Raw genomic sequence first — 26,692 nt, 5'->3', positions numbered from 1 at the left:
TTTCAAATTGGCACACTTAAATACTCTGTATTTTATGAGCCGCTGCACATGAACAATCGAAAAAACGCCCCGAAGGGCGTTTGTCATTTCACCACGGACATCTTCCTCAACCGCTCCGGCACCACGTCGTTCGACACCAAATCCTCGTACGTTTCCCGCCGGACAACGAGCTCGGCTTTGCCGTCCTTCGCGAAGACGACGGCCGGACGCCGAATACGGTTGTAATTGCTCGCCATCGAATAATTGTAAGCGCCGGTGCAGAACACGGCGAGGATGTCGCCGTGGCGCACCCTCGGAAGCGCCAAATCCCAAATCAGCATGTCCCCGCTCTCGCACGCCTTCCCGGCGATGGATACGACTTCTTCGGCCTCTTCGTTAGCGCGGTTGGCGAGCGCCGCTTCGTATTTAGCGTCGTAAAGAGCCGGCCGCGGATTATCCGTCATGCCGCCGTCGACCGCCACGTATTTGCGAATGCCTGGGATCTCTTTCACAGTTCCGATCGTATAAAGCGTCGTGCCCGCGTCCCCTACAATGCTGCGGCCCGGCTCGATCCAAATCTCCGGCACTTGAAGGCCGTGGGATGTAAACCGCTCTTTCACCGCATCCGTAATCGCCTTGACATAATCCGCGACCATCAGCGGCTTATCTCCTTCCACATAACGTATGCCAAACCCTCCGCCCAAATTGACGACCCGAAATTCGGCACCCGTCTCGCGTCGCACATCGGCTGCAAAATCCGCGACTTTCTCCGCAGCGACGCGGAATCCTTCCACTTCGAATATCTGCGAACCGATGTGAGAGTGAATGCCGATCAAATCAAGCTGCGTTGCTTCCAAAGCGTCGCGGACCGCCTTCATTGCCGAACCGTTGCCGAGGTCGAATCCGAATTTCACATCCTCTTGCCCGGTGGAGATATATTCGTGTGTATGCGCTTCGACGCCCGGAGTGATGCGAAGCAGCACATTCGTGCGGACCCCTCTCTCTTTCGCCAATTCATTAAGCAGATGCATCTCGATGAAGTTATCGACGACGAAAAAGCCGATCCGTGCGTCAAGCCCCATCGCCAGCTCTTCCGCCGTTTTATTATTGCCGTGAAAATGTATCCGCTCCGCGGGAAAACCCGCCTCAAGCGCGGTGTATAATTCGCCGTCCGAGACGACATCAAGCGATAAGCCTTCTTCTTCAACGAGCCTGCACATCGCTTTCACACAAAACGCCTTGCTTGCGTACGAGACATCGAAGGACACTCCCGAAGCCCTAAACGCATCCATATACTCTTTGCACCGACGGCGAACGAGCGCTTCGTCTACGACGTAAAGCGGCGTACCGAACCGCTGTGCGAGCTCCAGCGTATCCACTCCGCCGATTTCCAATCTGCCGTGTTCGTTGATTTTGCTGGTACCGTGCAAATACAATTGTCTATCCCCTTTAATGAAACCCATATCGTATAGCTGTACATTATCACAAATTAACGAGGAATAACAGAACCGCATCGCCCGAAAACAAAAATGAGCCCGAAGCTCATGCAAGCTTCGGGCTCACCTGCGAAATTCATGTTTGCCTATGCTGCAATTCGGTCATCCGGTCCCTGTCCTGCGGCTTCGTAATCGTCGTCCGGTACCTATGGGACAAGAACGGACGGCGGAAGACGACATCAAACAATCCGCGGGCGTTAAACGGTATGAAGGGCCACAAATACGGTGTCTTGTACGAACGTTTCGTGATAAGCATCAGCATGATCAACGTCGTGCCGACGACAAAGCCGGGAACCCGGAACGCCGCCACAGAGATCAACAGTGCCAATCGAACGATGCGGTTGGCAAGCCCCAACTCGTAGCTCGGCGTTGCAAACATCCCTACGGCGGCCACCGCCATATAAAGTATAACCTCGTTCACAAAGAGTCCCGCTTCAACCGCGATATCGCCGATCAGTATGGCTGCGATCAAGCCCATTGCGGTAGAGAGCGGCGTCGGCGTATGGATGGCGGCAAGCCGCATCATATCGACCCCCACTTCAACGAGCAGGAACTGAACGAGAAGAGGAATGCGACCCGTCTCTTGAGGTCCGATAAAGCCTAACGCTTCCGGTCTCGCCTCCGGCATAAGCACGAGCAATAACCATAACGGCAGCATAAATAAAGAAGCGAAAATCCCGAAAAACCGCACCCACCGCATGTATGTCCCTATAAACGGGTTTTGCCGATATTCTTCGGCATGCTGGACATGATGGAAGAACGTTGTAGGCAAAACGATCACGCTTGGCGACGTATCCACAAACAAACAAACATGCCCCTCGATTAAGTGATACGCCGCCACATCCGGACGTTCCGTATACCTGACGGCCGGAAACGGGCTCCAACCTTTGCCGACGATCGCTTCTTCCAGCTCCTTATCCGCCATCACGATGCCGTCCACATCGATCTCGGCGATTTTTTTCTTGACCTCGTCCACCAAACTCAAATCGGCAATATCGTTAATATATGCGACGCAAACGTCCGTCTTCGACCGCCTTCCGACCTTTAACATCTCCAGCTTCAACCGCGGATCGCGCAAGCGGCGCCGCACCATCGTCACGTTCGTGAGCACCGTTTCGATAAAGCCGTCCCTTGCGCCGCGTACGACCCGCTCGAGCGACGGCTCTTCCGGTCCGCGCTGCGGGAACGTTTTGGCATCGATAACGATGGCCGAAGTTTCACCATCGATGAACAATGCGCTTCCGCCGGCCAATACTTTATCGATCGCCGCAGTGATCTTGTCCACCTTTTCCACTTGGATATGAGGTATATATAAGTGAAAGAAGCGCTGCAGAGCGTTGGCCGTCATCACTTTCGGATCGATCTCCGTCAGCCTCATCATGATCAACGTGAGCACTTCGTCTTTGGCGAAGCCGTTCAAATAAAACAATCCGGTTTCTCTGCCGCCGTACGTCATCTCGCGCATCAACACGTCAAAGCTGGCCCCGAGTCCGACCTTCTCTTCCAATATCCGCTTGACGTCTTTCAATCTCTTCGGAATGTCTTCGGCTTCCTTCAACCGCTTCTCTTCCGGCGTCATTTTATACGGGTGCGGATCTTTGCTTTCAGGCGGCTTTATTTTCAGCTTTTCCTCATTGCCGCCCTCCTCTCCGCCGGCTTCCAAATGAAATAAATACTCCGATTCTCCGTTTTGAACGACATAATCCTGCTCTCCATCTATATTTCGGTTATCGGGCGCGCTCATCGCTTTATCTCTCACTCCTTCGATTGTTTGGTCAACCGTTCCTATTAATGTGTCCGAAACGCCAGCCATTCAAACAAAGATCCGAGTACCTTGCCAAGCACCATCGCCGCGAGCAGGCGTGAAATATAACCGTCCATGCGCAGCCTCCTGGCCAAAATCGGAAACACGTTCAGCACTTCGGTTAAGGCCGCCGCCACCGTGCCGATAAACGCCCCTGTAAAAATACCGGCAAAACCGAGCAGCCACATCGGAAATCCCAAGTTCCAATCGAACAGGTCGGCGCACGTCCAATATAACGCTCCCAACACGACGGCGAGCTCCAACGAAGGTCCCCTGCCCGTCGATCCCGTAATTTGCGCGAGACGCGGGATGACATCGAGCACCACGAGGAAAGCGACTAGCCCGCTGCCGACAGCCAATCCGCTGGCCAAACCGAGAAACGCCATGGCGGCGCCGGACAGCAACCCGGTCACCGTTTCTCCCCCGCTTCCGTTCTCTTTCCGTTCTCCGCCAGCTTACGGTATTCTTCCGAAACGACGTACTGCATGACGCTTTCCTCGTATTTGAACATCTCGACATCTAGCGGACTAGGTTCCTCGTTGATCTTTTTCTTGAACAGATGATTGAAGAAGACGACCATTCCGAGCCCGATACCGACGGAATAAGGAATTTGCAGAATATAAGGATGTTCTACTCTTTGACCGGTGATTAAGTATACGATCCTTTGATGAACGGCTGGCATCGACACGTCCTCGTGGAAATTCATAATCGCCAGCCCGGAACCGAAGAAGAGCAACAGCCACACGACGACAAAAAAGATAACGTTCGCTTGTTTTCGTTCGGTAACGATTTCAACAAGCGAATGAGGATCCCCGAAATGTTCAATATCGGCATCCGGCAGTCGTTCACGGATTTTGGACACCACATTCAACATATCGATCAATATCAAATTGCCGTCGCCGCGGGCCGGCCTGTGCAGCTGTAATCCGCGAATCGCTTCCTCCAGCCCGGGATCCGCAATATAATGCGCCACATCTTCCAGCACGATTGGCCGTCCTCGGGGAAGACGGACGCGTTTGCGAAGCCGAAGGTAGATCACTGTCGATGGCAATCCCGCCCCCTCCTTTGCTCTTTCCCCTGACTAGTATTATACGAATATAACTTTATTACTCGGGCTGCGGCCGGCATCGATTCGGCTCATTCGAAGCAAGATTCGGGATAACCGTTCAATGCCGTCTTGGATGCGAGCTTCTCCGGTACGAATGATGCTTAAACGCACCATATCATCCCGCTTATTGTCTCCCATGAAACAACGGCCGGCGTCCGTCAGCCTGATCCCCTCGCGCTGTCCCAACCGAACAACCTCTTTCGCCGACATGCCGCCGGGAAGAACAAGCGATGCGAAAATTCCGCCGCCGTTCGTTGGAACGAATCCATCGGGCAGATGAAACGCACAGGCGGAACGAAGCGCCTCCATACGCTCGGAATATAACTTGCGCATACGTTCCGTATGATAATCGTAAAGCCCGTTGTGCATATACAGCTCAAGGGCGTTCTGAGATATGAACGATGTGCCCAAATCGGCGCAAGTTTTGTATGCGGAAAACATCGGGGCAAGCTTATCCGGGACGACGGCCAAGCAAAGCCGAAGCCCCGGGAGCATGACCTTGGAGAAGCTCTTGAGGTAGACGACGAATTCAGCGCCGTCGGCCGCCAACATCGGTTCCGCTTTCGAGTCCGTCTCCAGATCGGCAAGATAATCGTCCTCGATAACATAGACGTCATACTTTGACGCGAGCCGAACAATCTGCTTTCTCTGCTCCTTCGAGTACGACCACCCGGTCGGATTGTGAAATCTCGGCACCGTGTAGAAACATTTGATCGAATTGCTGCGAAAATGTCTCTCCAACTCCTCCATGTCCACACCGTTCTCCGTTCTTTCGATGCCGAGAGTACGAACATTGAGCAATTCCAGTGTCCGCAGCATCCCGTGGTAGGCGGGCTGCTCCACCAGCACATTCGTTTTGCCGTTTGGAAACGGCATATCTGCCAATAGAAACAACGCTTGCTGGGCGCCCGATGTGATATGGATTCTCTCGAATTTCGTGAAAATTTGAACCTTCTGCAGATGGTTGGCCAGCAGCTTGCGCAAGGAAGGCAGGCCTTGCGGATCGTTGTAGTCGAACATCTTGTGCCTGTTTAGGAACACCGCTTTCGTCAAACAATGGCGATACTCCTGATACGGCATTCCGTCTTCATCCGGCGACGCCGAAGCGAAGTCGATCTCTTCACGATGTGCGAGGATCTCCTTTCGGTTCGGAATGTCCATCACGATAAACCCCGACTTCGGCTTTGAATATACGGTACCCTCCAACCGAAGATGCTCGTAAGCCCGCACAACGGTAGCGACGCTGCATCCGAACTGCTGCGCAACCATACGTACGGACGGCAATTTGCTTCCGGGTTTGAGCGACCGCTCATCGAGCAGCCCGTAAATGTACTCCACAATTTCCTCGTACTTATTTTCTTCAGCGGACATTTTTCATTTCCCCCTAGTCATATGGTTTTTCTCTTCCTTTCAATCTGTACCGGTACAGATCGAAAAAAACTTCATTTTAAACCGCATTTTTTTCATTTACTATAAGAACTGTATCGGTCATTAGGCCACATTTTTCCAACAATTTTACAAAAAACACCAGTGTTTTCTCATCTGTACCGGTACAGATCGAAAGGGGATCGGAGATGACAGGGAATTGGGGGGACCGTAAGGAGGGCGACCGCCAGAAATCGGAAGATGAAGGTGAGGAAAATGTTCGCTGGAAATCGAGACGATAAGAGGAATGAAATAGGTTTGCAAGAGTTGGGATTACGGGTAGGGGAGAATGTTCGTTAGCGTTAGAGATCGGATGGGAAAAAGCAAGCGGGAGGAGCGGATATAAGATGGAATGGGTAAAAGACGATTATGTGTTGACCGACGATAGTGAGAGAGTCAACGTTGGAGGATTGGGGAAATGGCTGGTGCGGTGCATCGTCGAACACCCCGGCTTGCAAGGCGTGAGCATGCTGCTCGGAACAAAGGACGCTCACGGTTTATATGAAAAGTACGGCTTTGTCCGGACGGAGGGGATGAGAAAACCTGCACAGTGAAACAAAGACCAGCCGCGTCATTGCGCGATCTGGTCTTTGATCGTTTGCAATATTTTTTTCTCCAGCCGGGATACCTGCACCTGCGAGATGCCCAGCCTGGAAGCGACTTCGGACTGGGTTTGGTCGCGGTAATACCGCAAATACACAATCAGCCTCTCCCGCTCCGACAGCGAATTGATCGCTTCTCCAAGAGCCAGCTTGTCGAACCAGCGTTCTTGCGATTCGTCCGCGATTTGATCCATCAGCGTAATCGGATCGCCGTCGTTCTCGAATACGGTCTCGTGAATCGACGACGGCGGTTTGTTGGCCTCCTGCGCGAATACGATTTCCTCCGGGGTCACTCCGAGCTCTTCGGCTACTTCGCCGACGGTCGGCAAACGGCCTAACTTTTTGGAAAGCTCGTCTTTCGTCTTGCGTACTTTATTAGCCATCTCTTTCAGCGAACGGCTTACTTTGACGGTGCCGTCATCCCGAAGAAACCGTTGAATTTCTCCTATAATCATAGGAACGGCATAGGTTGAAAACTTAACGTCATAAGACAAATCAAACTTATCGATCGACTTTAATAACCCGATACAGCCGATTTGAAACAAATCCTCCGGCTCGTATCCCCTGTTCAAGAAACGCTGCACCACAGACCATACGAGGCGAATGTTGCAGTTGACCAATCGTTCGCGTGCCGCAGCCTCTCCGGCTTGGCTAAGCGCGATGAGCCGTTTCACTTCGGCGTCGTCTAGGTAGCTGTGAGAGGCGTTTTTCACATCGACTTCCATAGCCCATCCCCTAGTTATACATCACTTTTTTTGACTCAATACGCTTCGCCATTTCGACTTTCGTGCCTTTGCCCGGTTCGGATACGACTTCGATGCGGTCCATGAAGTTTTCCATGATCGTGAAGCCCATACCGGAACGCTCAAGTTCCGGCTTTGACGTATAAAGCGGCGTGCGGGCAAGCTCCAGGTCTTCGATGCCCCGTCCCTCGTCCTCGACGGTAATGTAAAGCATGTCGCCGTCGATACGGGCCGAGATCGTGACGCTGCCCTCCGGATCTTCTTCATATCCGTGTATAATCGCGTTCGTCACCGCTTCCGATACGACGGTCTTGATATCCGTCAATTCGTCCATCGTAGGATCGAGCTGGCTCGCGAACGCTGCGACGACGATCCGGGCGAAAGATTCGTTCGCGGAAACACTGGAAAACTGCACCTTCATGAAATTCTTTTCGCTCATGATACAACCCCCAGACTGGAGAGCGCTTCTCTCTCGCTTTGTTCGATCGACACGATTTTAAACAGACCGGACAATTCGAACAGCCGGTAAACGGCCGGGGAGACGTCGCAGACGACCATTTTGCCGCCTCTGCCCGTAATTGATTTATAGCGTCCGAGAATGACTCCGATTCCGGAACTGTCCATGAACGTTAACTCTTTCAAGCTTAAGATGAGATGCGTGACATTCCCGTTCAAAATCGCATCTTCCATTTGCGCTTTCACCGAATCGGCCGCATGGTGGTCAAGTTCCCCTACGAGCCTGACAATGAGCGCTTTGCGGTGCTGTTCCATGTGAACCTTGAGACTCACTTTGTTCATCTCCTTCCGGGTCTTGCCAGTTCAATTCTACGAATCCGGCATCTATTCCTGCTTGCCGACAAAACTAGAAGCAAACCGTCAGAAAGCGACAAAATGGCTCACTTTTCGCAGCAAATGAAGCATAGCGTTCATCCGTCCCGCTGGGGTTTTGCGGAACGGATGGGCCGTGCTCTAAAAGCTACTTGCTGATAAAAAACAATTTGGACGTCGTTCTTTTCAGTATCGTCCACCAGTTTGCCTCGCCGATGGCTACGGGCGATTCGATTTCAAACGTTTTGATTGCGGATTCGCCTTTATACACGACAAGCTTGCCGATCGGCTGGCCGAGCTGAATGGGAGCTCTTAATTCTTTGTCGAGCTGCAGCTCATGGCGGATCTCGTCGGTTTTCTCGCCTTTTTTCATCAGAATGCTGTAATGCTGTTTCGCGACGAGTTCAATTTGCGCCTCTTCGCCTTTTTCCACTTGAACGGTGCCGATTTTGTCGCCTTGTTTGATTAACGGGTGACTCTTGTATTGTGAGAAAGCAAAGTCGAACAGCGAGCTGACTTCAGCGTTGCGGGTTTTCGTGTTCGGTTCGCCGAGGACGACCGCGATAATGCGGAAGTTGTCCCGAACCGCCGATGCGGAGAGGCAAAACTTCGCTTCGCTCGTATAGCCGGTTTTCAAGCCGTCGGCTCCGGTATAAAACCGTACCAGCTTGTTCGTGTTCACGAGCCAAAACGGGTTATCCGTATCTTTGCGGAGATAGTCTTGGTAGGCGCTTGTATACTTCGTTATTTCTGCATGCTTGAGAAGCTCACGAGACATGATCGCGATATCTTCCGCCGACGTGTAATGATTTTCGGCCGGAAGACCGTTCACATTGACGAAATTGGTGTGATTCATGCCGAGCTCTTTGGCGCGGTCGTTCATCATTTGAACGAACGATTGCTCAGTGCCTGCAATATGCTCGGCCAACGCTACGGAAGCGTCGTTGCCGGAAGCCATCGCGACGCCTTTGAGCAAATCTTCGACGGACATCTCTTCTCCAGCCTCAAGGAAAATTTGGGAACCGCCCATCGACGCGGCATATTCACTCGTACGCACTTTGTCGGAGAGTTTGATTTTGCCTTGGTCGATCGCCTCCATGACGAGAAGCATCAACATGATCTTGGTAATCGATGCGGGCGGAAGATGCTCCGTTTTATTCTTCTCGTAGATTACGGTACCCGTATCGGCATCGACCAGAATGGCTGACCGGGCGTTCGGCGCCAAATCTACTTGCTTTTCGGCGCCCGTTTCGCCGGCCTGCGGCTTCGGAGCAACCGCTCCCGCAACCGGTGCCGCCGCGAAAAGGGCGATTAAAAGACTGAGCAAAGCGAGAGCGATGACGCGAGTTTTCTTGGACATGAGTATTCTACCCCTCCTACTATTTTGCGACCTTCCTGTAAAATGCTGTATGTGCTTTTACCATTGTTGACGGTCCGAAGGGGTTTTATACGGCAGAGAGGCATTGCTGGGAAGCAATTTAGCGGCGGCGAACGATAGGGTGAGATTAGCGAGAGCCGTCCATGCTTAGGGCCGAGGCGAACGGTCATGGAGAACGTTAGTGCGAGAGGCGAACGGTCGTAAATGGCGTTAGTGATGTCGCGGACTGGTTTGGCGCCACGGCGAACGGTCGCAAACGCCCTTAGTAACGTCCCCAAGCTCGTTTTTCTTGCTTTGGAGCGTTATAACAACACTTTAAGAGCCTCTGCGACCGTTACTTTTTCAGAATTACCTAAATTTTCCCAAACTAACGGCAAAGTAGGTCGTTCAAGTCCGGCATACTCCCTTTACCCCGCCATGTAAAGCAACAGCTGCGGCTCCATAGCGGTGCGATAGGATAGGGTGCGTCGCATGCCGCCGCTTGCCGGTTCGAGCATTCTCTTCTCTACCAAACCTTTCAACATCTGCCGGGCGGATTTATTGGCGCAACCGATATAGTAGCAAACATCTTCGGCTGTAATAGGCCGGGGGGTGCGGACGGCGATCCTGATAACTTCCTTCTCGTTCGGGGTAAGCCGGACATCCGCCACGTGCTCCCTGTATAAGCGGCCAAGTATGTTCAGTATGACTTGTTGGCATCGTTTCGGATTGTTTTTAATATCGTCATAGGAAAATCGAATCACGATCCAAAAATCAGCGACGAGATGGTCTTGGCGTATTTCGTTGTCGGCGAATTGTTCTCGCGTCACGTTCTCCACATGGTACGTATAACCGTCAATTTCAAAACAAATCCGAAACGGCGGGCGCAAATACGCGAAGTCCAAGTAGCGGACGCCGTCGATGAAATCGCGGACTTCATACTCCGGATGCAGGTGGTCGAAGTTTTGAAACAAAGGCCACCACACTTTCCGCAGAAGCAATATTTCCGCATGGGCATGTCCTTTCTCCAACCGCTCCCTACTCTTTCCGTCCCTTGCCGCCAAATGCGACTCCAACCAATGTTTGTGCGCTTCTTCGAACGATTTCACAACCATGCGATAACCTCCGTTAATGAAAAATAAAAACGCCGCCCGAACCCTCATTCAGAGGACGAGCGGCGTGTACTTCACGACCGTGTTGCAGCTATTATACTATAGACGCAGTTTGGCGTCACCCGTTTTTTTCCAAGAGCACCTCTTGCGCCGTTGCCGACTGTATCTGTATCCGAGCTGCAGCTACAACCGCTGCACGCCCGCGCGGGTGACGACGGCGCGGATGAGCGGCGGCGCGGCCGCCGGCTCCGCCTGCAAGGTGTAGGCGTCCGCCACCTTGCGGGAAATCGCGGCGAGCTCATCACCGCTTGCATGTGCGCCCGCGTGCAGCTCCGCAAGCGGCTCGCCCGCTTCGACGCGGTCGCCGATCCGCTTGCGCAGACGGATGCCGACCGACAGGTCGATGCGCGCTTCTTTCGTCGCTCTCCCTGCCCCGAGCAGCATGGCCGCAACGCCGACGTCCTCGGCGCGGATGCCGCTGACGTAGCCTTGCGAAGGCGAGGCTACGGGGATGACGGCGGCCGCGGCAGGCAGGCGGTCGGGCGACCGCACGACCTCCGCATCGCCGCCCTGCGCCGCCACAAGCTGCTCGAAGCGCCTCAGCGCTTCGCCGTTGTCAAGCAGCGCTTGCAGAGCGCGTCGCCCCTCCTCCACCGTTGCCGCGCGCCTTCCGAGCACCAGCATGTGCGCGCCGAGCGCGAGGCATACTTCCACCAAATCGCGGGATACGCCCGGCTCGCCCCGCAGCAGCGCAATCGCCTCCCTGACTTCCAAGGCGTTGCCGACAGCGTTGCCGAGCGGTTGATTCATATCGCTAATAACTGCGATCGTCTCGCGCCCGATTTCGGTGCCGATCGCCACCATCGCCTCGGCCAACCGGACGGAGTCGTCCAGCGTCTTCATGAACGCGCCTCCGCCCGTCTTGACGTCCAACACGATGGCGTCCGCTCCGGCGGCAATCTTCTTGCTCATGATAGAACTCGCGATGAGCGGAACAGACTCGACGGTCGCCGTTACGTCGCGCAGCCCATACAGCATCTTATCGGCGGGAGTGATGTTGCCGGATTGCGAAATGACCGCAGCCCCGATCCGGTTCACTTGCTCCGCGAATTCCGACTGCGAGCGCTCTACTTGGAAGCCCGGGATCGATTCCAGCTTATCGATCGTTCCGCCTGTGTGGCCGAGTCCACGTCCCGACATCTTCGCGACAGGCACGCCGGCGGCGGCCACCAACGGCGCGAGCACAAGCGTTGTCGTGTCTCCCACGCCGCCCGTTGAATGCTTGTCGACCTTCACGCCGTTCACGCCGCTCAAATCGACCATATCTCCCGAACGCGCCATCTCAAGCGTCAAAGCCGCCGTCTCACGCGCCGTCATACCGCGGAAAAAGACGGCCATCGCCCAGGCCGCCATCTGATAATCCGGTATCGATCCGTCCACATAACCGCGTATGAGCGATGCGATCTGCTCCGGGGACAACTCCGCTCCGTCCCGTTTGTCACGGATGATATCGACCGACCGCATCTAAGCCTCCACCTCGCGCACAAACGATCGTACGAGCGTCATAAACTTCGGCTTCGTGCGGTTCGCCACCGCGACCACCTGCTCATGCGTCAGCGGTTCGAGCTCTTCGCCGACGGCCATGTCCGTAATGCACGAAATGCCGAGCACACGCAATCCGGCATGGCGCGCGGCGATCACTTCGCCAACCGTGGACATGCCGATCGCGTCACCGCCGACGCGGGCCAGCATGATCAGCTCCGACGGAGTCATGTAGGCCGGGCCGCTGATGCCGCAATAGACGCCCTCAACGAGCCGGAGCGCTTCGCCGCTCTCGCCCCGAACGTTCTCCGCCAGCCGGCGGGCGAGCGCGCGAAATTCGCGGTCGTACGCCGCCGACATATCCGGGAACCTTACGCCCATACGCGGGTCGTTCGCCCCGATCAACGGATTGTCGCCGGTTAAATTGATATGGTCGCTGATGAGCATCAAATCCCCGGCCGCAAACTCGCGGTTCATGCCGCCGGCGGCATTCGTCACCACAAGGGAGGAGACGCCGAGCAGCTTCATCACATAGACCGGGAACACCACTTTGCGCATCGAATATCCTTCGTAATAATGAAAGCGCCCTTGCATGACGATCACTTGCTTGCCTTCCAGCTCTCCGACGACGAATTGTCCCGCATGCCCTTCCACCGTGGACACTGGAAAATGCGGAAGCTCGTTATAAGAAATCGATACCGCATTCGTTACGTCGTTAGCCAAATCGCCGAGGCCGGAACCGAGAATAAGCCCGATCGACGGTCGGCGGCCGCCGATTTTTGCGCGCAGCGCTTCCGCCGCTTCCTGCAATTGTTCGAAATATGTACTCATAACTGCCGCACGATTCCTTTCACTAGTCGAATAAAGGTATCTTTCACCCGTTCCGCCGTCTCCATAACCTCGTCATGCGACAGCGGCTGGTCGAGTATGCCCGCCGCCATGTTGCTGATGCACGATATGCCGAGCACTTCCATTCCCGCATGGCGCGCAACGATCGTCTCCGGAACGGTCGACATCCCGACCGCATCCGCTCCGAGCACCCGAATCATTCGAATCTCGGCCGGCGTTTCGTATGTCGGGCCGAGCAATCCCAAATAAACGCCCTCGCGCAGCCGTATGCCTTCTTTCACCGCGACGCTCTTCGCGATGTCCCGAAGACGTTTGGCGTAAGCCTCCGACATGTCGGGGAACCGGACGCCGGTCGCCGGGTCGTTCGGGCCGATAAGGGGATTGCGGAACATGAAATTGATATGATCGCGAATGAGCATCAAATCGCCGGGTTCGTAATCCATGTTTACGCCGCCCGCCGCGTTCGTTACCAACAGCTTGTTCACACCGAGAGCTTTCATCACCCGAACCGGAAACGACACTTCCGTAGGCCCGTAACCTTCGTATTGATGAAAACGTCCCTTCATGAGCACAACCTGTTTTCCTTCCAACGTGCCGATCAGCAATTCTCCCGCGTGTCCTTCCACCGTAGACACCGGAAAATGCGGAATATCCGAATAATGCAGCGTGACGGCTTCCGATATTTCCTCAGCCAACACGCCAAGGCCGGAGCCGAGAATGAGCCCTATATCAGGCTTCGCGTCCGTCTTGCTTTTAATATATTCAGATGCTTGCTTCATCATCGCCGATACCGCTATAGCTTCCCCGCTCATCTTATTGCAGCTCCTTCATAAACGATTTGCCGTTTTCGATTCCGTTCACTCCAAAATTGTCGGCGACGGATGCCCCGGCATCCGCAAAGGTGGACCGCACCCCGAGCGAACGGCCGTTGAGCGCCGGACTCCAAACGAGCAACGGCACATATTCGCGCGTATGGTCCGTTCCTTCATGCGTCGGATCGTTCCCGTGGTCGGCGGTGATTATCAACAGATCGCGCTCCGTCAACGTCTCCATCAATTCCGGGAGACTGCGGTCAAACTCCTCCAACGCGGCCGCGTACCCTTGCGGATCGCGCCGATGGCCGTACAAGGAATCGAAATCGACGAGGTTTGTAAAGCACAATCCGCGAAAAGGCCGCTTCATCGTTAGGATCGTCTTCTCGATCCCGTCCGCGTTGCTCTTCGTCGGCAGCGATTCGGTGACCCCTTCCCCCGAAAAAATATCGTTGATCTTCCCTACGGCGATCACGTCCAAGCCGCCGTCCCTCAACCGATTGAGCACCGTCGGCGCGGGAGGCTTCACCGCGTAGTCGTGGCGGTTTGCCGTCCGCTTAAACGCTCCCGGTTTCCCGGTGTACGGCCTCGCGATGACGCGTCCGACCGCGAATTCTCCTTGTGTCAGGCGGCGGGCGATCCGGCAAGCGTCGTACAGCTCCTCTAGCGGAATGACCTCTTCGTGAGCTGCGATTTGAAATACGCTGTCCGCGGACGTATAGACGATCCAAGCTCCGGTCTTCATCTGCTCCGCTCCGAGCTCGTCGAGAATTTCCGTTCCGGACGCCGGTTTGTTGCCGATGACGCGGCGGCCCGTCTCATTCTCGAACTGCTGGATCAGCTTGGCGGGAAACCCGTTCGGATACGTTTGGAACGGGATCGTCACCTTTAACCCCATCAGTTCCCAATGTCCTGTCATCGTATCTTTCCCGACGGACGCTTCCGCCATCTTGGCGTAGCTGCCTGCCGGCGCGTCGACCGGCGGGATGCCCGGTATGTCGGCAATGTTTCCAAGCCCGAGCGCGCGCATATTTGGAAGCGACAGCGACGGCACACGCTGCGCGATGTGGCCGAGCGTGTGCGAACCTGTATCTCCGAATTGCGCCGCATCCGGCAGTTGTCCGATGCCGACGCTGTCCAACACTATGAAACATATTCGTTCAAACGTACGCAAAACGGTTATCCTCCTCGGTTTCGCGGATGTTTTTACCGCCTTCCGCCATTATCTCATTAATGCAACCGCCTATGCAAAACGGCTACTTCTTGGCCCGCGGATGCGTCCGGTCGTACACTTCTTTAAGCCGGGACTTCGCGACGTGCGTATAAATTTGCGTTGTCGATATGTCCGCGTGTCCGAGCATTTCCTGGACTGCGCGCAAATCGGCTCCGCCCTCCAGCAGATGGGTGGCGAACGAATGACGCAGAGTATGAGGAGTAATGTCGGCCGCGATGCCCGCGGAAGCCGCATATTTCTTAATGATTTTCCAAAAGCCCTGCCTCGTCATTCGTTTCCCCAGATGGTTCAAAAACAACGCGTCCTCCGCGCGTGGCCCTTTCAACAGTTTGACGCGCCCATACATGATGTAGTCGTTGAGACATGATACCGCCATGCGTCCGATCGGAATAATCCGCTCCTTCGAGCCTTTGCCTAGGGCCTTTACGAACCCCATCCCCGTATGAACGCTGCCGAGGTCGAGCGTCAACAGCTCCGTTACCCTCATCCCGGATGCGTAAAGAAGCTCCAGCATCGCGCGATCTCGCATGCCGGCCGGCGTACGGGCGGCCGGCGCCGCGAGCAGACGGTCCACTTCATCCGGAGTCAGGACGCCAGGAAGCTTCTTATCGGGCTTAGGCGAATCGAACGCCGCCGTCGGATCTTTGCCGATCACCCGCTCCGTCGTCAAGAAACGATACAGCGCCTTAATAGACACCAACCGCCGCGACAACGTGGCTGCCGCTTTGCCGCTTTTCTTATCCGCCGACAAATAATGCAGTACGTGGCCGGAAGTCGATTCTTCGATCGATTCAACGCCTGCATTCGTTAAGTAATTCATAAACAGCGTAAGATCCCGTTCGTACGCGTCGAGCGTGTTGCGCGACAGTCCGCGTTCCACCGCCAAATAATGTATAAACGATTGCAGATGTTGTTTCAAGACAGCAGAACACCCCATTTTGGGAAAAATGTCAATTATTTGGTAATTACCTTCGCGGACAACCTCCGGTTGCCTCTTCAATCAGCAATCTTTTTCGCCGCCGAACCGCCATTTTCCTTCTTAAACAAAACAGACATCAGGCGCCGCCTGATGCCATTGCGTTTCATTCGCCGTACCAGTAAAAAAAACGAAGACGATCCTTGAACGTGCCGTTATCAAAGCCGGGGACGTCTTCATGGGTGAACGCCTTCACCGCGCGCCCTTCCGGTTGGCGGTATTTATGGGGCTCGACCCATGCCGAGACATAACTGAACAAATGGTACAACACATAGGTGAACAACGCGAACATGATCATAAACTTGATGCGCTCGAACCACCGCCTGAGCGAGACGATCATAACATTCGGTTGCCTCCTTTGCTCCGGTGTCTTGCCTGCGCGGTATTATTTTATGAACTTGTCCGCGCTTTTATGTCTTGAGCAGCTCGCGCGCCGGCGTATACGGCTTGCCCACCGCACCGGCCACAGTCTCGTGCACGACATGCCCGGCATATGTGTTCAGCCCGAGCAGGAGCGCGTCGTCGGACAGCATCGCGCCGGCGAGACCTTTGTTCGCAAGCTGCAGGGCGTAATGCATCGTCACGTTGGTCAGCGCGAGAGTCGAAGTGCGCGGCACCGCGCCGGGCATGTTGGCGACCGCGTAATGGATCACTCCGTGCTTCACATACGTCGGATCGCTGTGCGTCGTCACCCGGTCGATCGTTTCGATCGAGCCGCCTTGGTCGACCGCAACGTCCACGATGACCGCCCCGCGCTTCATGCGGGACACCATCTCCTCCGTCACAAGCTTCGGAGCGCGGGCGCCCGGGATGAGAACGGCGCCGATCAGAAGATCGGCTTTCTGCACGGCGCTGGCGATGTTGTACGGATTGGACATCAGCGTCGAGATGCGCCCGCCGTACACGTCGTCTATATAGCGCATCCGGTCCGCGCTGCGTTCGATGATGACCACGCTCGCACCTAAGCCGAGAGCCATCTTCGCAGCGTTCAGACCTACGATTCCGCCCCCGATAATAATCACTTCCGCCGGCGGGACCCCCGGCACGCCGCCGAGCAGCACGCCCCGCCCGCCGTTGAACGTTTCCAGCAGCATTGCGCCGATCTGTACGGACATGCGTCCGGCCACTTCGCTCATCGGCGTCAACAGCGGCAGCGAACCGTTCTTCAACTGGATCGTCTCGTATGCTACGGCGGATACCTTCTTCGCAAGCAGCGCATCGGTCAAATCGCCCGCCGCGGCAAGATGCAAGTACGTAAACAACACTTGATTCTCTTTGAAACGTCCGTATTCTTCCGGAAGCGGCTCTTTCACTTTCATAATCATATCGGCCGCCGCCCACACTTCGTCGGCTGTCGGCGCGATGCGCGCCCCTTCCTTCGCGTAATCCCCGTCTTCAAATCCGCTGCCGTAACCGGCATTCGTCTCGACGAGGACGTCATGGCCCGCGGCTTTTAACATCCCCGCTCCGGCCGGTGTAAGCGCCACCCGGTTTTCATTGTTCTTGATCTCTTTAGGCACGCCAACGATCATATACTTCATCTCCTTCCGCTTAGAGTTGATATTGCTCATGAAGCGCATGGGAACGCATGGGCGATATCAACTACAGTAACGACTCCGCGCCGTCGATAAAAATTTCCGTGCCGGTTATATGGCTGGAATCATCGCTCGCAAGGAACGCCACAAGATCGGCCACTTGCTCGGGCGCTCCGGCCTGATGTTCCAGCGGTTGGCTTCCCTCCGGATATTTCACCGGGATTTCGATTTTCTTTACCGCTTCCGTTTTATGGGTGTTTTCGCCGATATCGGTGTTGATCGCCCCCGGACAAATGACGTTCACCCGAATTTTGTATCGCGCCAGTTCCAACGCCGCCATCTTGGCGAAAGCGATTTGACCCGCCTTTGATGTAGCATATGCGGCCGAGCCGAAGGATGAGAAAACGCGGCTCCCGTTGATCGAACTGGTTACGATAATGCTCCCGCCGTTCTTCTTCATATACGGGATGGCATATTTGACGGCATAGAACGTGCCGTATAAGTTCGTAGTGAGCGTATGATCCCATTGTTCGGCCGTCAAATCCTCAATTGGCGCGAGCGTGCCGTTAATGCCTGCATTCGCGAACACGATGTCGATGCCGCCGAACTTGTCCGCCGCCGCGCGAACCGCTTCCTCGACCCGCTTCGGGTCCGATATGTCGGTATCGGTCACCAGCGCCTCTCCGTTCGCTTCTCTTATTGCGCGCTCTACCTTCTCCGCGTTGTTCTCCTTCAAATCGACAAGGCATACTTTGGCGCCTTCGCCCGCCAATTTCATGGCGGCCGCTTTGCCGATCCCGGATCCCGCACCCGTGACGAACGCCGTCTTGCCCTCCAATCGCCGCTTGGCCGCGACCGGTTGTTTCTCCGCCGTAAACAATGCCATCGATGTTTCATCCCCTTTGAAGAATGTTGTGGATGAAATTAGGATGCCGTGCTGTCACGAAAATATGTAGAAGCGCTTTTTCGACCATCGGTCAGCCAAACACGCAAAAAACACTCCTCTTAACCCAAGGAGTGCTGTTACTTATCCGCTGTATGCTGGTCTCCCTTGTCGCGGCATCGATGGCAAATGCCTTGGAAATCAAGGCGGTGATCGAGCACGGTAAACCGAAATTCCTTATCCAGCCTCTCCTCCAACGGGCCGAGCCAGTCTTCCATAATTTCGTCAACCGCTCCGCACTGAACGCAGATCAGATGATGATGATGATGGCGGGTACTGTCGTTGCGCAAATCGTAGCGGGCAACCCCGTCGCCGAAGTTCATCTTCTCGACGACGTGCAGATCGCTCAACAATTCCAGAGTGCGGTATACGGTGGCAAGACCGATTTCGGGAGCCTTGTCCTTCACTAGCATGAACACGTCTTCCGCGCTTAAGTGGTCCTCTTCGTTCTCCAGAAGAACACGCACGGTCGCTTCCCGCTGCGGCGTCAGCTTATATCCCTGCGATTGAAGCTGTCCTTTGATCTTTTCAATGCGCGCCTCCATGTCGAGTCCCCCCCTCACACGGTGTCCATTCTTGTCTATCAATCATTATAGGGGGAGCGGAGACGTCAAGTCAAACATCTCCAAGAACCATAGGGGCAACCCATTGAAGAAGAATCGGCGAGACATAGCATTCGAATAAAGCTGCGCCGAACAGCAAGCCGCACAACGTAAGGGATGTTAGGGAAAACGCGGCAAACGGCCTTCCGACGGGACCGGTTCGTTGTAACAAGCGGTTTCTTACCAGCAGGAACGAAAATGTTATCGCGGTAACGCTGCAAATGATGATGACAGGGACGACGATCAAATTTTGCGGAGCCACGGAGGCAAGCGCGAACAGCATTCCCTTCCACGACCACTGCCCCGCCAAATATCCGACCGTAAACCCGATCAGAACGCCTTTTAAAAAATCGAGAATCAGAATAATCGGCATGCCGACGACGGACAAACCGAGAAGCCATATGAGGAATACCCATTTAAAATGAACTCCGAACGACTCCAGCGGCGATACAGGCTTCGCCCGGACGGCCTCTTCCGTCTGCGATTGCAAGAACGTGCTGAGGTACTGGCTCACCTCTTGTTTTTGTTCGAGCGTCAGCGCATTCACAAGCAATGCGCCGAAGACGACCCCCATAATAAAGAGCACGCAAACGAACATGTACAGCGGCAGCTGTTCTTTGGAATAAATCCGAAACACGCTGGGCATCGCGGAGTCTCTCCTTCCTTGCTTCGGTGTCTCCTTCGCGGCAACCTTCGGTTGCCTCTTTTTGCTTGTCCCTTAGTGACTCGCTGTCACTTTCTAACATTATGATTTCAGAGACGAAACTATGACGGAATTGAGAGATTGTCAGAGATTATCCCAGCTTGCCGTATTTTCCGCCGCCGCCGGACGTTACGCCCAATCGTCCGCTGCGGGCGGCTTCGATAACCGCCGCTAGCTCTTCGCCGACCACTTCGGCAAGCTGATTCACCGTTGCGCGGTGAAGGACGTTCATTTCCGTTCCGAACGCCTCAAACAGCGCATCCCGTTTTTTCGGTCCGAGCCCGGGCACGAACTCCAGCGGCACTTGATTGCGGTAGGGCGGACGGGGCCGCGCCGGGTTCGCGACGACGGGCCGCTCGCCGGCGCTTAGTCCCGCGATGCGGTCGAACACGCCCCGCACGATTTTGGTCCCGCCGCACGACGGACACGTATGATCCGCGGCTTCGCCCGGCAGGTCGGCAAGAATGGCGTCGCACGTTGCGCAATACGTGCGGTGGTATTTGCCGAGCCGCGGTTCAAGACCGTAATTCGCTTCGAGCAGCCGCTCTCCTTCGCCGCGCAGCGCCTTGACGACCTCCTCGTAGGTCGGCTCCGAGAGCCGGATCGCGTTGTACTCACGCGCGATCTTGCCTAAGCTGTGAGCGTCCGAATTCGTGACGAACGGGAATGCGGCGAGCTCGGGAACGGCCTCCGCCATTTCGGTATTGGAGCTTAATCCGAGCTCTACCGCTGCCACGTCTTCCGGGTTGAGAATGTCGGACATGCGCGAACAGCAGCTCCCGTACAAGCTCTTGTGAGGCGTAAAGATATGCGCGGGAATGACGATGCCTCCCCGTCCCACCGTCTCTTCCTGCAGCTTACGGGCGGAAACGTAAACGCGCTGGGAGCTCAGGTTTACGTTCTTCATGTACCGCTTGAGCCATTCCGTGAAATCTTTCATCGCGGAAAGCGTCGGAAGAAATATCAGCAAATGCGCCGGGCCGAAACCGGGGTCTTTCACCTCCAGCTCGCTGCCGAGAAGCACGGTGGTGTTCCTGTATGCGATGCCTCCTCCGGTCAGCTCCGTCATCTCGCCTTGATCGAGATACCGCTCTATTTCGTGCTGCACGGCGGGCGACTGACAGTCGATGATACCAACAATGTCTATGCCTTTGCGCAAAGACGCTTCCCTCGCGATGTTGTAAAACGTAAGATCGCGCGAGCCGCTTATTTTTACCGCTTGTCCCGCTTCCGTCCGCCCGATATGAATATGCAAATCCGCATAATACGTTCTCACTCTGATATATTCTCCTTATTTGCGCGAAGTGGAGGTTCCCCACTCGCCCGTAACTTGGTACAGCTTCCAAGCGTAGAGCGCGAGCAGCGTTTTTGCATCGCATATGCGCCCCTCGGCAACGTAGCGCTCCGCTTCTTCCATCGTCAATGCCTCGACGTTCAAAAATTCATCCTCGTCGGGCTCCGCTTCCCCGGACTGAAGCCCATCCGCCGCATAAATATGAATCACTTCATCGGCAAAGCCTGGAGACGTCGCGATCGAGTGCAGCAGCTTCACCGATTCGCACGAGTAGCCGGTCTCTTCCCGAAGCTCCCGCTTCGCCGCGTCCGCCGGGTCTTCGCCTCGTTCGAGCTTGCCTGCGGGAATTTCCACCTGGAACCGTTCCAACGGCTTCCGGTATTGCTCCACTACGAGCAGTTTTCCGTCTACGACGGCTATAACGGCGACAGCGCCGGGATGCTTCACGATTTCCCTCGTCGCTTTCGCCCCGTTCGGAAGCTCGATTTCGTCCACCTGGAGCGATATGATCTTTCCTTCGAATACTTGTTTCGTGCTTACGGTCGGCTCGTTGATCCGATTCATGTTAAATATCCTCCCCGTCATAACTTGTCCCATACTTTCATAAGTTGATTATACGAACATAAGTGATTATACGAAATCGAAAACGGGCAGCGGAGGCGGATAGTTTATGAAAAGCTACTGGGGCAAAAAGGAAGTGCGATTCGTCGGCAAAGCGTGGGAAATACGCCATCGTGTGCGCCGCTTGGCGCAGCAGGAAAACTTGCCGGGGACGACCGTCGCCGATGTGTTAAAGCGCCGATCGGCTGCGTCTTCGTTAGCAAAATAAGTGAGACACATAAAAGCCGAATCGGCGCCTGCATCGTATGATAAACGCCCGGCCTCCGCGTAACCGCATGGAGAGCGGGCGTCAATTGTTATGATTTAACCTTCACGGACTCCTCGATAATCGCGACTACGACTCTCGCCGCATCAACTAAGTCCTGCACCCGGATTTGCTCCTTCGTCGTGTGGATGTGCTCGTACCCGATGGCCAAGTTTACCGTCGGAACGCCCAGCCCGTTAAAAATGTTAGCGTCGCTGCCGCCGCCGGAATCGAACATGCCGGTTTCAATGCCGAGCGACGCAAACGCGTCCATCGCCACCTGTACGACCGGAGCCGTTTCATCGAATCTGTACGCCGGGTAAAAGAACACTTCTTTGTAATCCACCTTCGCTCCGTATTCGGCGCAGACGGATTCAAACGCTTCCATCATCGTCGCCGCCTGGCGCTCCATCTTCTCTTGAACGAGAGAACGCGCTTCCGCAAAAATTTCAACCTTATCCACGACGATATTGGTCGTGTCGCCGCCGCCTTGGAAACGCCCGATATTCGCCGTCGTTTGGCGGTCGACGCGTCCGAGCGGCATGCGGGCGATCGCTTTCGCCGCAACCGTAATGGCGCTGACTCCGTCCTCCGGATTGACCCCTGCATGAGCCGCTTTCCCGGTTACGGTGTAAATCATTCTCCGCTGGCACGGACCGGCGACGCAAATCATGCCGATCTTCCCATCCGAGTCAAGAGCATAGCCGTATTTCGCATCAAGCAGCTTTCCGTCCATCGCGCGCGCTCCGACAAGTCCGCTCTCTTCGCCTGACGTGATGACGAATTGAATGTGGCCGTGCGGCACTCCCTTCTCGTTGACAACATGGATCGCTTCCAACAAAGCCGCAATTCCGGCTTTGTCGTCGCTGCCGAGAATGGTGGTGCCGTCGCTTCGGATATAACCGTCGTCGTCAACGCGCGGTTGAATACCTTTGCCGGGTGCGACGGTGTCCATGTGGCACGTGAAAAGCACCGGCGCCACGTCTTCCATCCCGGAGGTCGCTGCCCACGCCGCAAACAAGTTTCCCGCACCGTGGCCTGTACGGGCCGCCGTATCGTCCTCGAACACGGTCAGGCCGAGTTCGGTAAATTTGCGTATCAATAAATCGCAAATCTGCCGTTCATGCTTCGTTTCGCTGTCCGTGCGGACGAGCTCGAAAAATTCGTCGATCAAGCGCTGCTGTTGGACCATACGGTTCCCTCCTGATAATAGAATGCGGTACAATAGTGGATATTGTCAGTTTGTCTTAACGAAAAGGAGACCGCAATCATGGGTAACAAGCTTTGGTTTAAAATCGTAATCTGGGTCATGCTGCTTTCGATGTTGTTGTCGACCGTTTTGCTAAGCATTCAATTCGTAGTTTCCTAGTACAGGTTCGTCGTTTCATCGAAGCTCTCGAGGTTTTCCTTCACCCGCTGCAGGAACCGGCCGCAGATGACGCCGTCCAAAATCCTGTGGTCCAGCGACAAGCACAAATTCGCCATCGAACGAACCGCGATCATGTCCTTAATCACTACCGGCCGCTTCACGATCGATTCGAACGTGAGATTGGCCGCCTGCGGATAGTTGATAATCGGATAAGAGAGCACCGAACCGAACGAACCGGTGTTGTTCACCGTAAACGTCCCGCCCTGCATGTCGGAGAGCGTAAGCTTGCCGGCGCGCGTCTTCCGGGCAAGTTCGTCGATTTCGCGCGCGAGTCCGGCGACGTTTTTCCGGTCGGCTTGTTGGATGACCGGCGTCAGCACGCTTTCCTCCGTACCTACCGCCAACGAAACATTGATGTCGCGCTTTACGATGATTTTATCGACCGCCCAAACCGAGTTCATGATCGGGTAGTCCTTGATGGCGCCGACGACGGCCTTCAACAAGAATGCGAGGTACGTGATGTTGACGCCTTCGCGCTTGAGAAACTCTTCCTTCACTTTGTGTCTCAGGTTGACGAGATTCGTCACATCGACCTCGATCATCGTCCAAGCGTGCGGGATTTCCGTTACGCTCTGGCGCATCGCTCTCGCGATGGCGTTTCGCACCGGAGTGACGTCTATGAAATACTCCCGGTTGTCGCCGTGCTCCACTTCGATCGAAGGGATGCGCGGCTCCTCGGACAGGTGCAGCCCGCTTGTGCGAACCGGCTGAAGAGCCTCGGCAGCGGGAACCGGCGGTTGCTGCGTCTGAGGCTGCCGCCGCGTGGCGGCAGCGGCCCCGCTTTCTATGTATGCAAGAATATCCTTCCTCGTAATGCGGCCGCCGATACCGGTGCCGCGGATCGGCGCATCGTCGAGCCGGATGCCGTGTTCGGCCGCCAGCATCTGCACGGCCGGGGAATACCTCGGACGCATCGATTGTTCGTTGACGGACTGAGCTTGCGCGACCGCAGCCGTCTGCAATTGCTCGGCGCTTGTTCCATCGCGTTCCATGCCGCCTCCGATGCCGGCGGCATGCGCGGCGCCGCTCTGGGCGATCAAGCATATCGGGTCGCCGACTGCCGCTTCCGCACCTTCCGCAACGAGCAGCTCCGTCACCACGCCTTCGACCGGCGACGGCATTTCGGTCGTCACTTTGTCGGTGACGAGCTCGCAAATCACGTCGTACTGCCGAACGGTATCCCCGGGCTTGACCATCCATTTGCCGACTGTCGCGGAAACCAAACTTTCCGCCAGATGCGGAACGGTAACGGGAACAGCCCCTCGATGATTCGTATTCGTTTCGCTCATACGTATCCTCCTTGCTGCGACACTATCTTCGCGGACAACCTTCGGTTGCCTCTTTGCTCGATCGAAACGGCAGCTAAGGCCACATCAATATTGGGCCAAGCTGCGCATCGCTTCTTTCAATTTATCCTCGCTTAATAGGAAAAACTTCTCCGTCGTCGGGCTCATGCCGACGGCGGGCACGTCAGCTCCGCATAACCGCATGATCGGCGCATCCAAATCGTACAGCAGCTCTTCCGCGATAATGGCGGAAACCTCCGCACCGATGCCGCCTGTCTTATTGTCTTCGTGCACGATCAGCACTTTGCCCGTCTTCGCCGTCGCTTCCAATATCGCCGTTTTGTCCAACGGCTGCAGCGTCCGCAAATCTAGCACGTGCGCGCTGATGCCTTCTTTCGCCAGCGACTCCGCCGCGCTTAAAGCGAAATGCAGCGTCATGCCGTACGTTATTACCGTAATATCCGTTCCTTGCCGCTTCACGTCGGCCTTCCCGATCGGCACCGTATAATCGCCTTCCGGCACCTCTCCGGATACTGCCAAATAACATTTCTTATGCTCGAAATATAACACCGGATCCGGATCGCGAATGGAAGCGAGCAGCAGTCCCTTCGCATCGTACGGGGTGGCCGGGGCTACGATTTTTAATCCCGGAGTACCGAAAAATACGGACTCGGGGCACTGAGAGTGATAAAGCGAACCGCCTCCGGTCGCCCCGTACGGAGCTCGGATAACGACCGGGCAGTTCCAGTCGTTGTTCGAACGGTAACGAATTTTCGCCGCTTCGGAAATAATTTGGTTTGTTGCAGGGAAAATAAAATCCGCAAACTGCATCTCCGCAATCGGACGCATGCCGTGCATCGCCGCGCCGATCGCCACGCCCGCAATCGCGGACTCGGCAAGAGGAGTGTCCAATACGCGCGCGGCGCCGTATAAATCCCGCATGTCTTTCGTCGCATTGAGAACGCCGCCTTTGCCGACGTCCTCGCCGAGCACGAACACGCGGTCGTCGCGGCCCATCTCCTCCGTCATGGCCGATCGTATCGCCTCTAAATATTTCATTACCGCCATCGGTTACGCTCCGCCTCCCTTGCGCTCATCGCCGTAAACGTAAAGCATCGTGTCTTCCGGCGCCGGATACGGCGCTTTGTCGGCATAATCCGTCGCTTCCTGAATCGCCGCAGCGATATCGGCGAGAAACGCCTCTTCCCGGGCATCGTCCAAAAGTCCGCATTCCACTAAATATTGTTTAAAGCGAGGTATGCCGTCTTTGCGGCGGTGCTCCTCGACTTCCTCTTTCGTCCGGTATAACAAATCGTTATCCGCCGCCGAATGCGGCGCCAACCGGTACATCATCGCTTCGATCAACGTCGGCCCTTCTCCGGCCAGCGCGCGCTGGCGCGCTTCTTTAACGGCTGCGTATACTTCCAGGACATCGTTGCCGTCCACTCGAACGCCGGGAAACCCGTAACCGACCGCGCGGTCCACGATGCGTCCCGCCACCTGCATATGTTCGGGAACGGAAATCGCGTAACGGTTGTTTTCACACATGAGAATTACCGGCAATTTAAAAACGCCGGCGAAATTGCAGCCTTCATGAAAGTCGCCCTGATTGCTCGAACCTTCGCCGAACGTCGCGAACGCCACGCTTTCCTCCCCGCGCATCTTCGCGGCCAATGCCGCTCCGACAGCATGGGGAACCTGCGTCGTCACCGGACTGGAGCCCGTAAAAATATTCAATCGCTTGCAGCCGAAATGCCCGACCATCTGCCGGCCTCCGCTGTTCGGATCTTCCGCTTTGCACAACAAGGAGAGCATCAGCTCGCGCACGGTCATGCCCACGGACAATACGAAACCGTAATCCCGATAGTAGGGGAAAAACAAATCCCGCCCCGGCCGAAGCGCGTAAGCGGCGGCCACTTGGGCGGTCTCCTGGCCGATGCCGGAGACGTGAAAAGGCGCTTTGCCGGAGCGCTGCAGCACCAACGCCCGCTCGTCGAATTTGCGGGCGAGCAGCATCGACTTGTACATCGACAATACGTCGTTATCGCTCAAACCTAGTTGAATGTGCTTGGCCTGTTCGGTTTTCAACTTCTTCTCGTCAATCAAAGTGAAACCCCTCCTTAGGACCGGGTATTATGACCAGGTCATAAAAGTATTGCATGGCTTCA

29 protein-coding genes are annotated in these 26,692 nt (G+C 55.5%); 3 read left to right on the top strand and 26 right to left on the bottom strand.

The window, feature by feature from the left end:
• Positions 1-83 precede the first annotated feature (83 nt).
• From lysA to JET16_RS26780, 5 genes are all read right to left on the bottom strand, one after another.
• Complete coding sequence (gene lysA / locus JET16_RS26800; RefSeq protein ID WP_199623082.1) at positions 84-1,415, bottom strand: diaminopimelate decarboxylase; 1,332 nt, start codon at positions 1,413-1,415, stop codon at positions 84-86.
• 136 nt (positions 1,416-1,551) lie between these two features.
• The gene (locus JET16_RS26795; protein WP_233532320.1) at positions 1,552-3,288 is read right to left on the bottom strand and encodes a spore germination protein; all 1,737 of its coding nucleotides are present in this window, start codon (positions 3,286-3,288) and stop codon (positions 1,552-1,554) included.
• A complete protein-coding gene (locus tag JET16_RS26790) occupies positions 3,264-3,692 on the bottom strand; it encodes a stage V sporulation protein AB (protein WP_325176786.1) in 429 nt (142 codons plus the stop codon). Before JET16_RS26790 ends, JET16_RS26795 begins: the two co-directional genes overlap by 25 nt.
• Complete coding sequence (locus JET16_RS26785; RefSeq protein WP_199623079.1) at positions 3,689-4,330, bottom strand: stage V sporulation protein AA; 642 nt, start codon at positions 4,328-4,330, stop codon at positions 3,689-3,691. The genes JET16_RS26790 and JET16_RS26785 overlap by 4 nt, the downstream gene beginning before the upstream one ends.
• Positions 4,331-4,366: 36 nt before the next feature.
• Positions 4,367-5,758 (bottom strand): aminotransferase-like domain-containing protein, encoded by a 1,392-nt coding sequence (locus JET16_RS26780; RefSeq protein ID WP_199623076.1) that lies wholly within the window; start codon positions 5,756-5,758, stop codon positions 4,367-4,369.
• 401 nt (positions 5,759-6,159) lie between these two features.
• Here JET16_RS26780 and JET16_RS26775 point away from each other — a divergent pair, with 401 nt between their 5' ends.
• Positions 6,160-6,366 (top strand): GNAT family N-acetyltransferase, encoded by a 207-nt coding sequence (locus tag JET16_RS26775; protein WP_199623060.1) that lies wholly within the window; start codon positions 6,160-6,162, stop codon positions 6,364-6,366.
• Positions 6,367-6,383: 17 nt separating this feature from the next.
• Here the strand turns inward: JET16_RS26775 and sigF are convergent, their stop codons facing one another.
• The 17 genes from sigF to JET16_RS26690 all read right to left on the bottom strand — a co-directional run bounded on the left by sigF (position 6,384) and on the right by JET16_RS26690 (position 21,508).
• A complete protein-coding gene (gene sigF / locus JET16_RS26770; RefSeq protein WP_199623057.1) occupies positions 6,384-7,139 on the bottom strand; it encodes an RNA polymerase sporulation sigma factor SigF in 756 nt (251 codons plus the stop codon).
• Positions 7,140-7,149: 10 nt separating this feature from the next.
• Complete coding sequence (gene spoIIAB / locus JET16_RS26765) at positions 7,150-7,596, bottom strand: anti-sigma F factor (protein WP_199623054.1); 447 nt, start codon at positions 7,594-7,596, stop codon at positions 7,150-7,152.
• Positions 7,593-7,955, bottom strand: a complete 363-nt coding sequence (spoIIAA, locus tag JET16_RS26760) for an anti-sigma F factor antagonist (protein WP_233532319.1) — start codon at positions 7,953-7,955, stop codon at positions 7,593-7,595. The genes spoIIAB and spoIIAA overlap by 4 nt, the downstream gene beginning before the upstream one ends.
• A gap of 178 nt (positions 7,956-8,133) precedes the next feature.
• Positions 8,134-9,345 (bottom strand): D-alanyl-D-alanine carboxypeptidase family protein, encoded by a 1,212-nt coding sequence (locus JET16_RS26755; protein ID WP_199623048.1) that lies wholly within the window; start codon positions 9,343-9,345, stop codon positions 8,134-8,136.
• Between the two features lie 425 nt (positions 9,346-9,770).
• Positions 9,771-10,457 (bottom strand): DNA-binding response regulator, encoded by a 687-nt coding sequence (locus tag JET16_RS26750; RefSeq protein ID WP_199623045.1) that lies wholly within the window; start codon positions 10,455-10,457, stop codon positions 9,771-9,773.
• Positions 10,458-10,637: 180 nt separating this feature from the next.
• Positions 10,638-11,978: a pyrimidine-nucleoside phosphorylase gene (locus JET16_RS26745; RefSeq protein WP_199623042.1), complete on the bottom strand. Its 1,341-nt coding sequence runs from the start codon at positions 11,976-11,978 to the stop codon at positions 10,638-10,640.
• Complete coding sequence (locus JET16_RS26740) at positions 11,979-12,827, bottom strand: purine-nucleoside phosphorylase (protein WP_199623039.1); 849 nt, start codon at positions 12,825-12,827, stop codon at positions 11,979-11,981.
• Positions 12,824-13,627, bottom strand: coding sequence for a purine-nucleoside phosphorylase (locus tag JET16_RS26735; RefSeq protein WP_407673205.1), 804 nt, complete (start codon positions 13,625-13,627; stop codon positions 12,824-12,826). Before JET16_RS26735 ends, JET16_RS26740 begins: the two co-directional genes overlap by 4 nt.
• A gap of 31 nt (positions 13,628-13,658) precedes the next feature.
• A complete protein-coding gene (locus JET16_RS26730; RefSeq protein WP_199623033.1) occupies positions 13,659-14,831 on the bottom strand; it encodes a phosphopentomutase in 1,173 nt (390 codons plus the stop codon).
• 82 nt (positions 14,832-14,913) lie between these two features.
• Positions 14,914-15,810, bottom strand: a complete 897-nt coding sequence (gene xerD / locus JET16_RS26725; RefSeq protein WP_233532318.1) for a site-specific tyrosine recombinase XerD — start codon at positions 15,808-15,810, stop codon at positions 14,914-14,916.
• Between the two features lie 163 nt (positions 15,811-15,973).
• Complete coding sequence (locus JET16_RS26720; RefSeq protein ID WP_199623030.1) at positions 15,974-16,207, bottom strand: DUF4227 family protein; 234 nt, start codon at positions 16,205-16,207, stop codon at positions 15,974-15,976.
• Positions 16,208-16,277: 70 nt separating this feature from the next.
• Complete coding sequence (gene ald / locus JET16_RS26715; protein WP_199623015.1) at positions 16,278-17,399, bottom strand: alanine dehydrogenase; 1,122 nt, start codon at positions 17,397-17,399, stop codon at positions 16,278-16,280.
• 70 nt (positions 17,400-17,469) lie between these two features.
• Positions 17,470-18,288 carry an SDR family oxidoreductase gene (locus JET16_RS26710; RefSeq protein WP_199623012.1) on the bottom strand — a complete coding sequence of 273 codons (819 nt, stop codon included), beginning with the start codon at positions 18,286-18,288 and terminating at the stop codon, positions 17,470-17,472.
• Between the two features lie 137 nt (positions 18,289-18,425).
• The gene (gene fur, locus JET16_RS26705; protein WP_199623009.1) at positions 18,426-18,890 is read right to left on the bottom strand and encodes a ferric iron uptake transcriptional regulator; all 465 of its coding nucleotides are present in this window, start codon (positions 18,888-18,890) and stop codon (positions 18,426-18,428) included.
• A gap of 70 nt (positions 18,891-18,960) precedes the next feature.
• Entirely contained in the window at positions 18,961-19,593 is a 633-nt protein-coding gene (gene spoIIM / locus JET16_RS26700; RefSeq protein WP_199623006.1) for a stage II sporulation protein M, read from the bottom strand.
• Between the two features lie 148 nt (positions 19,594-19,741).
• On the bottom strand, positions 19,742-20,932 hold the full coding sequence (locus JET16_RS26695) for an endonuclease Q family protein (protein ID WP_199623200.1): 1,191 nt from the start codon (positions 20,930-20,932) through the stop codon (positions 19,742-19,744).
• A gap of 9 nt (positions 20,933-20,941) precedes the next feature.
• On the bottom strand, positions 20,942-21,508 hold the full coding sequence (locus JET16_RS26690) for an NUDIX hydrolase (protein WP_199622989.1): 567 nt from the start codon (positions 21,506-21,508) through the stop codon (positions 20,942-20,944).
• Between the two features lie 106 nt (positions 21,509-21,614).
• Between JET16_RS26690 and mciZ the strand changes: the two genes are divergently transcribed.
• Positions 21,615-21,773 (top strand): Z-ring formation inhibitor MciZ, encoded by a 159-nt coding sequence (gene mciZ / locus JET16_RS26685; protein WP_199622986.1) that lies wholly within the window; start codon positions 21,615-21,617, stop codon positions 21,771-21,773.
• An 88-nt stretch (positions 21,774-21,861) separates the two neighbouring features.
• Here the strand turns inward: mciZ and JET16_RS26680 are convergent, their stop codons facing one another.
• Positions 21,862-23,001, bottom strand: coding sequence for a M20/M25/M40 family metallo-hydrolase (locus JET16_RS26680; RefSeq protein ID WP_199622970.1), 1,140 nt, complete (start codon positions 22,999-23,001; stop codon positions 21,862-21,864).
• 78 nt (positions 23,002-23,079) lie between these two features.
• Between JET16_RS26680 and prli42 the strand changes: the two genes are divergently transcribed.
• A complete protein-coding gene (gene prli42 / locus JET16_RS26675; protein WP_199622959.1) occupies positions 23,080-23,178 on the top strand; it encodes a stressosome-associated protein Prli42 in 99 nt (32 codons plus the stop codon).
• Here the strand turns inward: prli42 and JET16_RS26670 are convergent.
• The 3 genes from JET16_RS26670 to JET16_RS26660 all read right to left on the bottom strand — a co-directional run bounded on the left by JET16_RS26670 (position 23,175) and on the right by JET16_RS26660 (position 26,627).
• On the bottom strand, positions 23,175-24,527 hold the full coding sequence (locus JET16_RS26670) for a dihydrolipoamide acetyltransferase family protein (protein ID WP_199622948.1): 1,353 nt from the start codon (positions 24,525-24,527) through the stop codon (positions 23,175-23,177). The two genes, prli42 and JET16_RS26670, sit on opposite strands and share 4 nt — an antisense overlap.
• An 84-nt stretch (positions 24,528-24,611) precedes the next feature.
• On the bottom strand, positions 24,612-25,592 hold the full coding sequence (locus JET16_RS26665) for an alpha-ketoacid dehydrogenase subunit beta (RefSeq protein WP_199622945.1): 981 nt from the start codon (positions 25,590-25,592) through the stop codon (positions 24,612-24,614).
• Between the two features lie 3 nt (positions 25,593-25,595).
• Complete coding sequence (locus JET16_RS26660; RefSeq protein ID WP_407673204.1) at positions 25,596-26,627, bottom strand: thiamine pyrophosphate-dependent dehydrogenase E1 component subunit alpha; 1,032 nt, start codon at positions 26,625-26,627, stop codon at positions 25,596-25,598.
• Positions 26,628-26,692 lie beyond the last annotated feature (65 nt).

The sequence above is a fragment of the Paenibacillus alkalitolerans genome (assembly GCF_016482785.1).
In the GTDB taxonomy this organism is placed as follows: domain Bacteria; phylum Bacillota; class Bacilli; order Paenibacillales; family YIM-B00363; genus Paenibacillus_AE; species Paenibacillus_AE alkalitolerans.
The sequence above is the reverse complement of the archived record's forward strand: the minus strand, read 5'-3'. Positions and strand labels throughout refer to the sequence as shown.

What these genes read in the sequence shown, in the direction of transcription:
- sigF (WP_199623057.1), bottom strand. Translation starts at nt 7,139, where the DNA reads ATGGAAGTCGATGTGAAAAACGCCTCTCACAGCTACCTAGACGACGCC.
- JET16_RS26710 (WP_199623012.1), bottom strand. Translation starts at nt 18,288, where the DNA reads ATGGCATTGTTTACGGCGGAGAAACAACCGGTCGCGGCCAAGCGGCGA.
- JET16_RS26780 (WP_199623076.1), bottom strand. Translation starts at nt 5,758, where the DNA reads ATGTCCGCTGAAGAAAATAAGTACGAGGAAATTGTGGAGTACATTTAC.
- prli42 (WP_199622959.1), top strand. Translation starts at nt 23,080, where the DNA reads ATGGGTAACAAGCTTTGGTTTAAAATCGTAATCTGGGTCATGCTGCTT.
- JET16_RS26740 (WP_199623039.1), bottom strand. Translation starts at nt 12,827, where the DNA reads ATGAGTACATATTTCGAACAATTGCAGGAAGCGGCGGAAGCGCTGCGC.
- spoIIM (WP_199623006.1), bottom strand. Translation starts at nt 19,593, where the DNA reads ATGCCCAGCGTGTTTCGGATTTATTCCAAAGAACAGCTGCCGCTGTAC.
- spoIIAB (WP_199623054.1), bottom strand. Translation starts at nt 7,596, where the DNA reads ATGAGCGAAAAGAATTTCATGAAGGTGCAGTTTTCCAGTGTTTCCGCG.
- JET16_RS26670 (WP_199622948.1), bottom strand. Translation starts at nt 24,527, where the DNA reads ATGAGCGAAACGAATACGAATCATCGAGGGGCTGTTCCCGTTACCGTT.
- JET16_RS26795 (WP_233532320.1), bottom strand. Translation starts at nt 3,288, where the DNA reads ATGGCTGGCGTTTCGGACACATTAATAGGAACGGTTGACCAAACAATC.
- JET16_RS26755 (WP_199623048.1), bottom strand. Translation starts at nt 9,345, where the DNA reads ATGTCCAAGAAAACTCGCGTCATCGCTCTCGCTTTGCTCAGTCTTTTA.
- JET16_RS26750 (WP_199623045.1), bottom strand. Translation starts at nt 10,457, where the DNA reads ATGGTTGTGAAATCGTTCGAAGAAGCGCACAAACATTGGTTGGAGTCG.
- JET16_RS26775 (WP_199623060.1), top strand. Translation starts at nt 6,160, where the DNA reads ATGGAATGGGTAAAAGACGATTATGTGTTGACCGACGATAGTGAGAGA.
- spoIIAA (WP_233532319.1), bottom strand. Translation starts at nt 7,955, where the DNA reads ATGAACAAAGTGAGTCTCAAGGTTCACATGGAACAGCACCGCAAAGCG.
- JET16_RS26735 (WP_407673205.1), bottom strand. Translation starts at nt 13,627, where the DNA reads ATGATGAAGCAAGCATCTGAATATATTAAAAGCAAGACGGACGCGAAG.
- JET16_RS26680 (WP_199622970.1), bottom strand. Translation starts at nt 23,001, where the DNA reads ATGGTCCAACAGCAGCGCTTGATCGACGAATTTTTCGAGCTCGTCCGC.
- JET16_RS26720 (WP_199623030.1), bottom strand. Translation starts at nt 16,207, where the DNA reads ATGATCGTCTCGCTCAGGCGGTGGTTCGAGCGCATCAAGTTTATGATC.
- mciZ (WP_199622986.1), top strand. Translation starts at nt 21,615, where the DNA reads ATGAAAAGCTACTGGGGCAAAAAGGAAGTGCGATTCGTCGGCAAAGCG.
- fur (WP_199623009.1), bottom strand. Translation starts at nt 18,890, where the DNA reads ATGGAGGCGCGCATTGAAAAGATCAAAGGACAGCTTCAATCGCAGGGA.
- JET16_RS26665 (WP_199622945.1), bottom strand. Translation starts at nt 25,592, where the DNA reads ATGGCGGTAATGAAATATTTAGAGGCGATACGATCGGCCATGACGGAG.
- JET16_RS26745 (WP_199623042.1), bottom strand. Translation starts at nt 11,978, where the DNA reads ATGCGGTCGGTCGATATCATCCGTGACAAACGGGACGGAGCGGAGTTG.
- JET16_RS26690 (WP_199622989.1), bottom strand. Translation starts at nt 21,508, where the DNA reads ATGAATCGGATCAACGAGCCGACCGTAAGCACGAAACAAGTATTCGAA.
- ald (WP_199623015.1), bottom strand. Translation starts at nt 17,399, where the DNA reads ATGATCGTTGGCGTGCCTAAAGAGATCAAGAACAATGAAAACCGGGTG.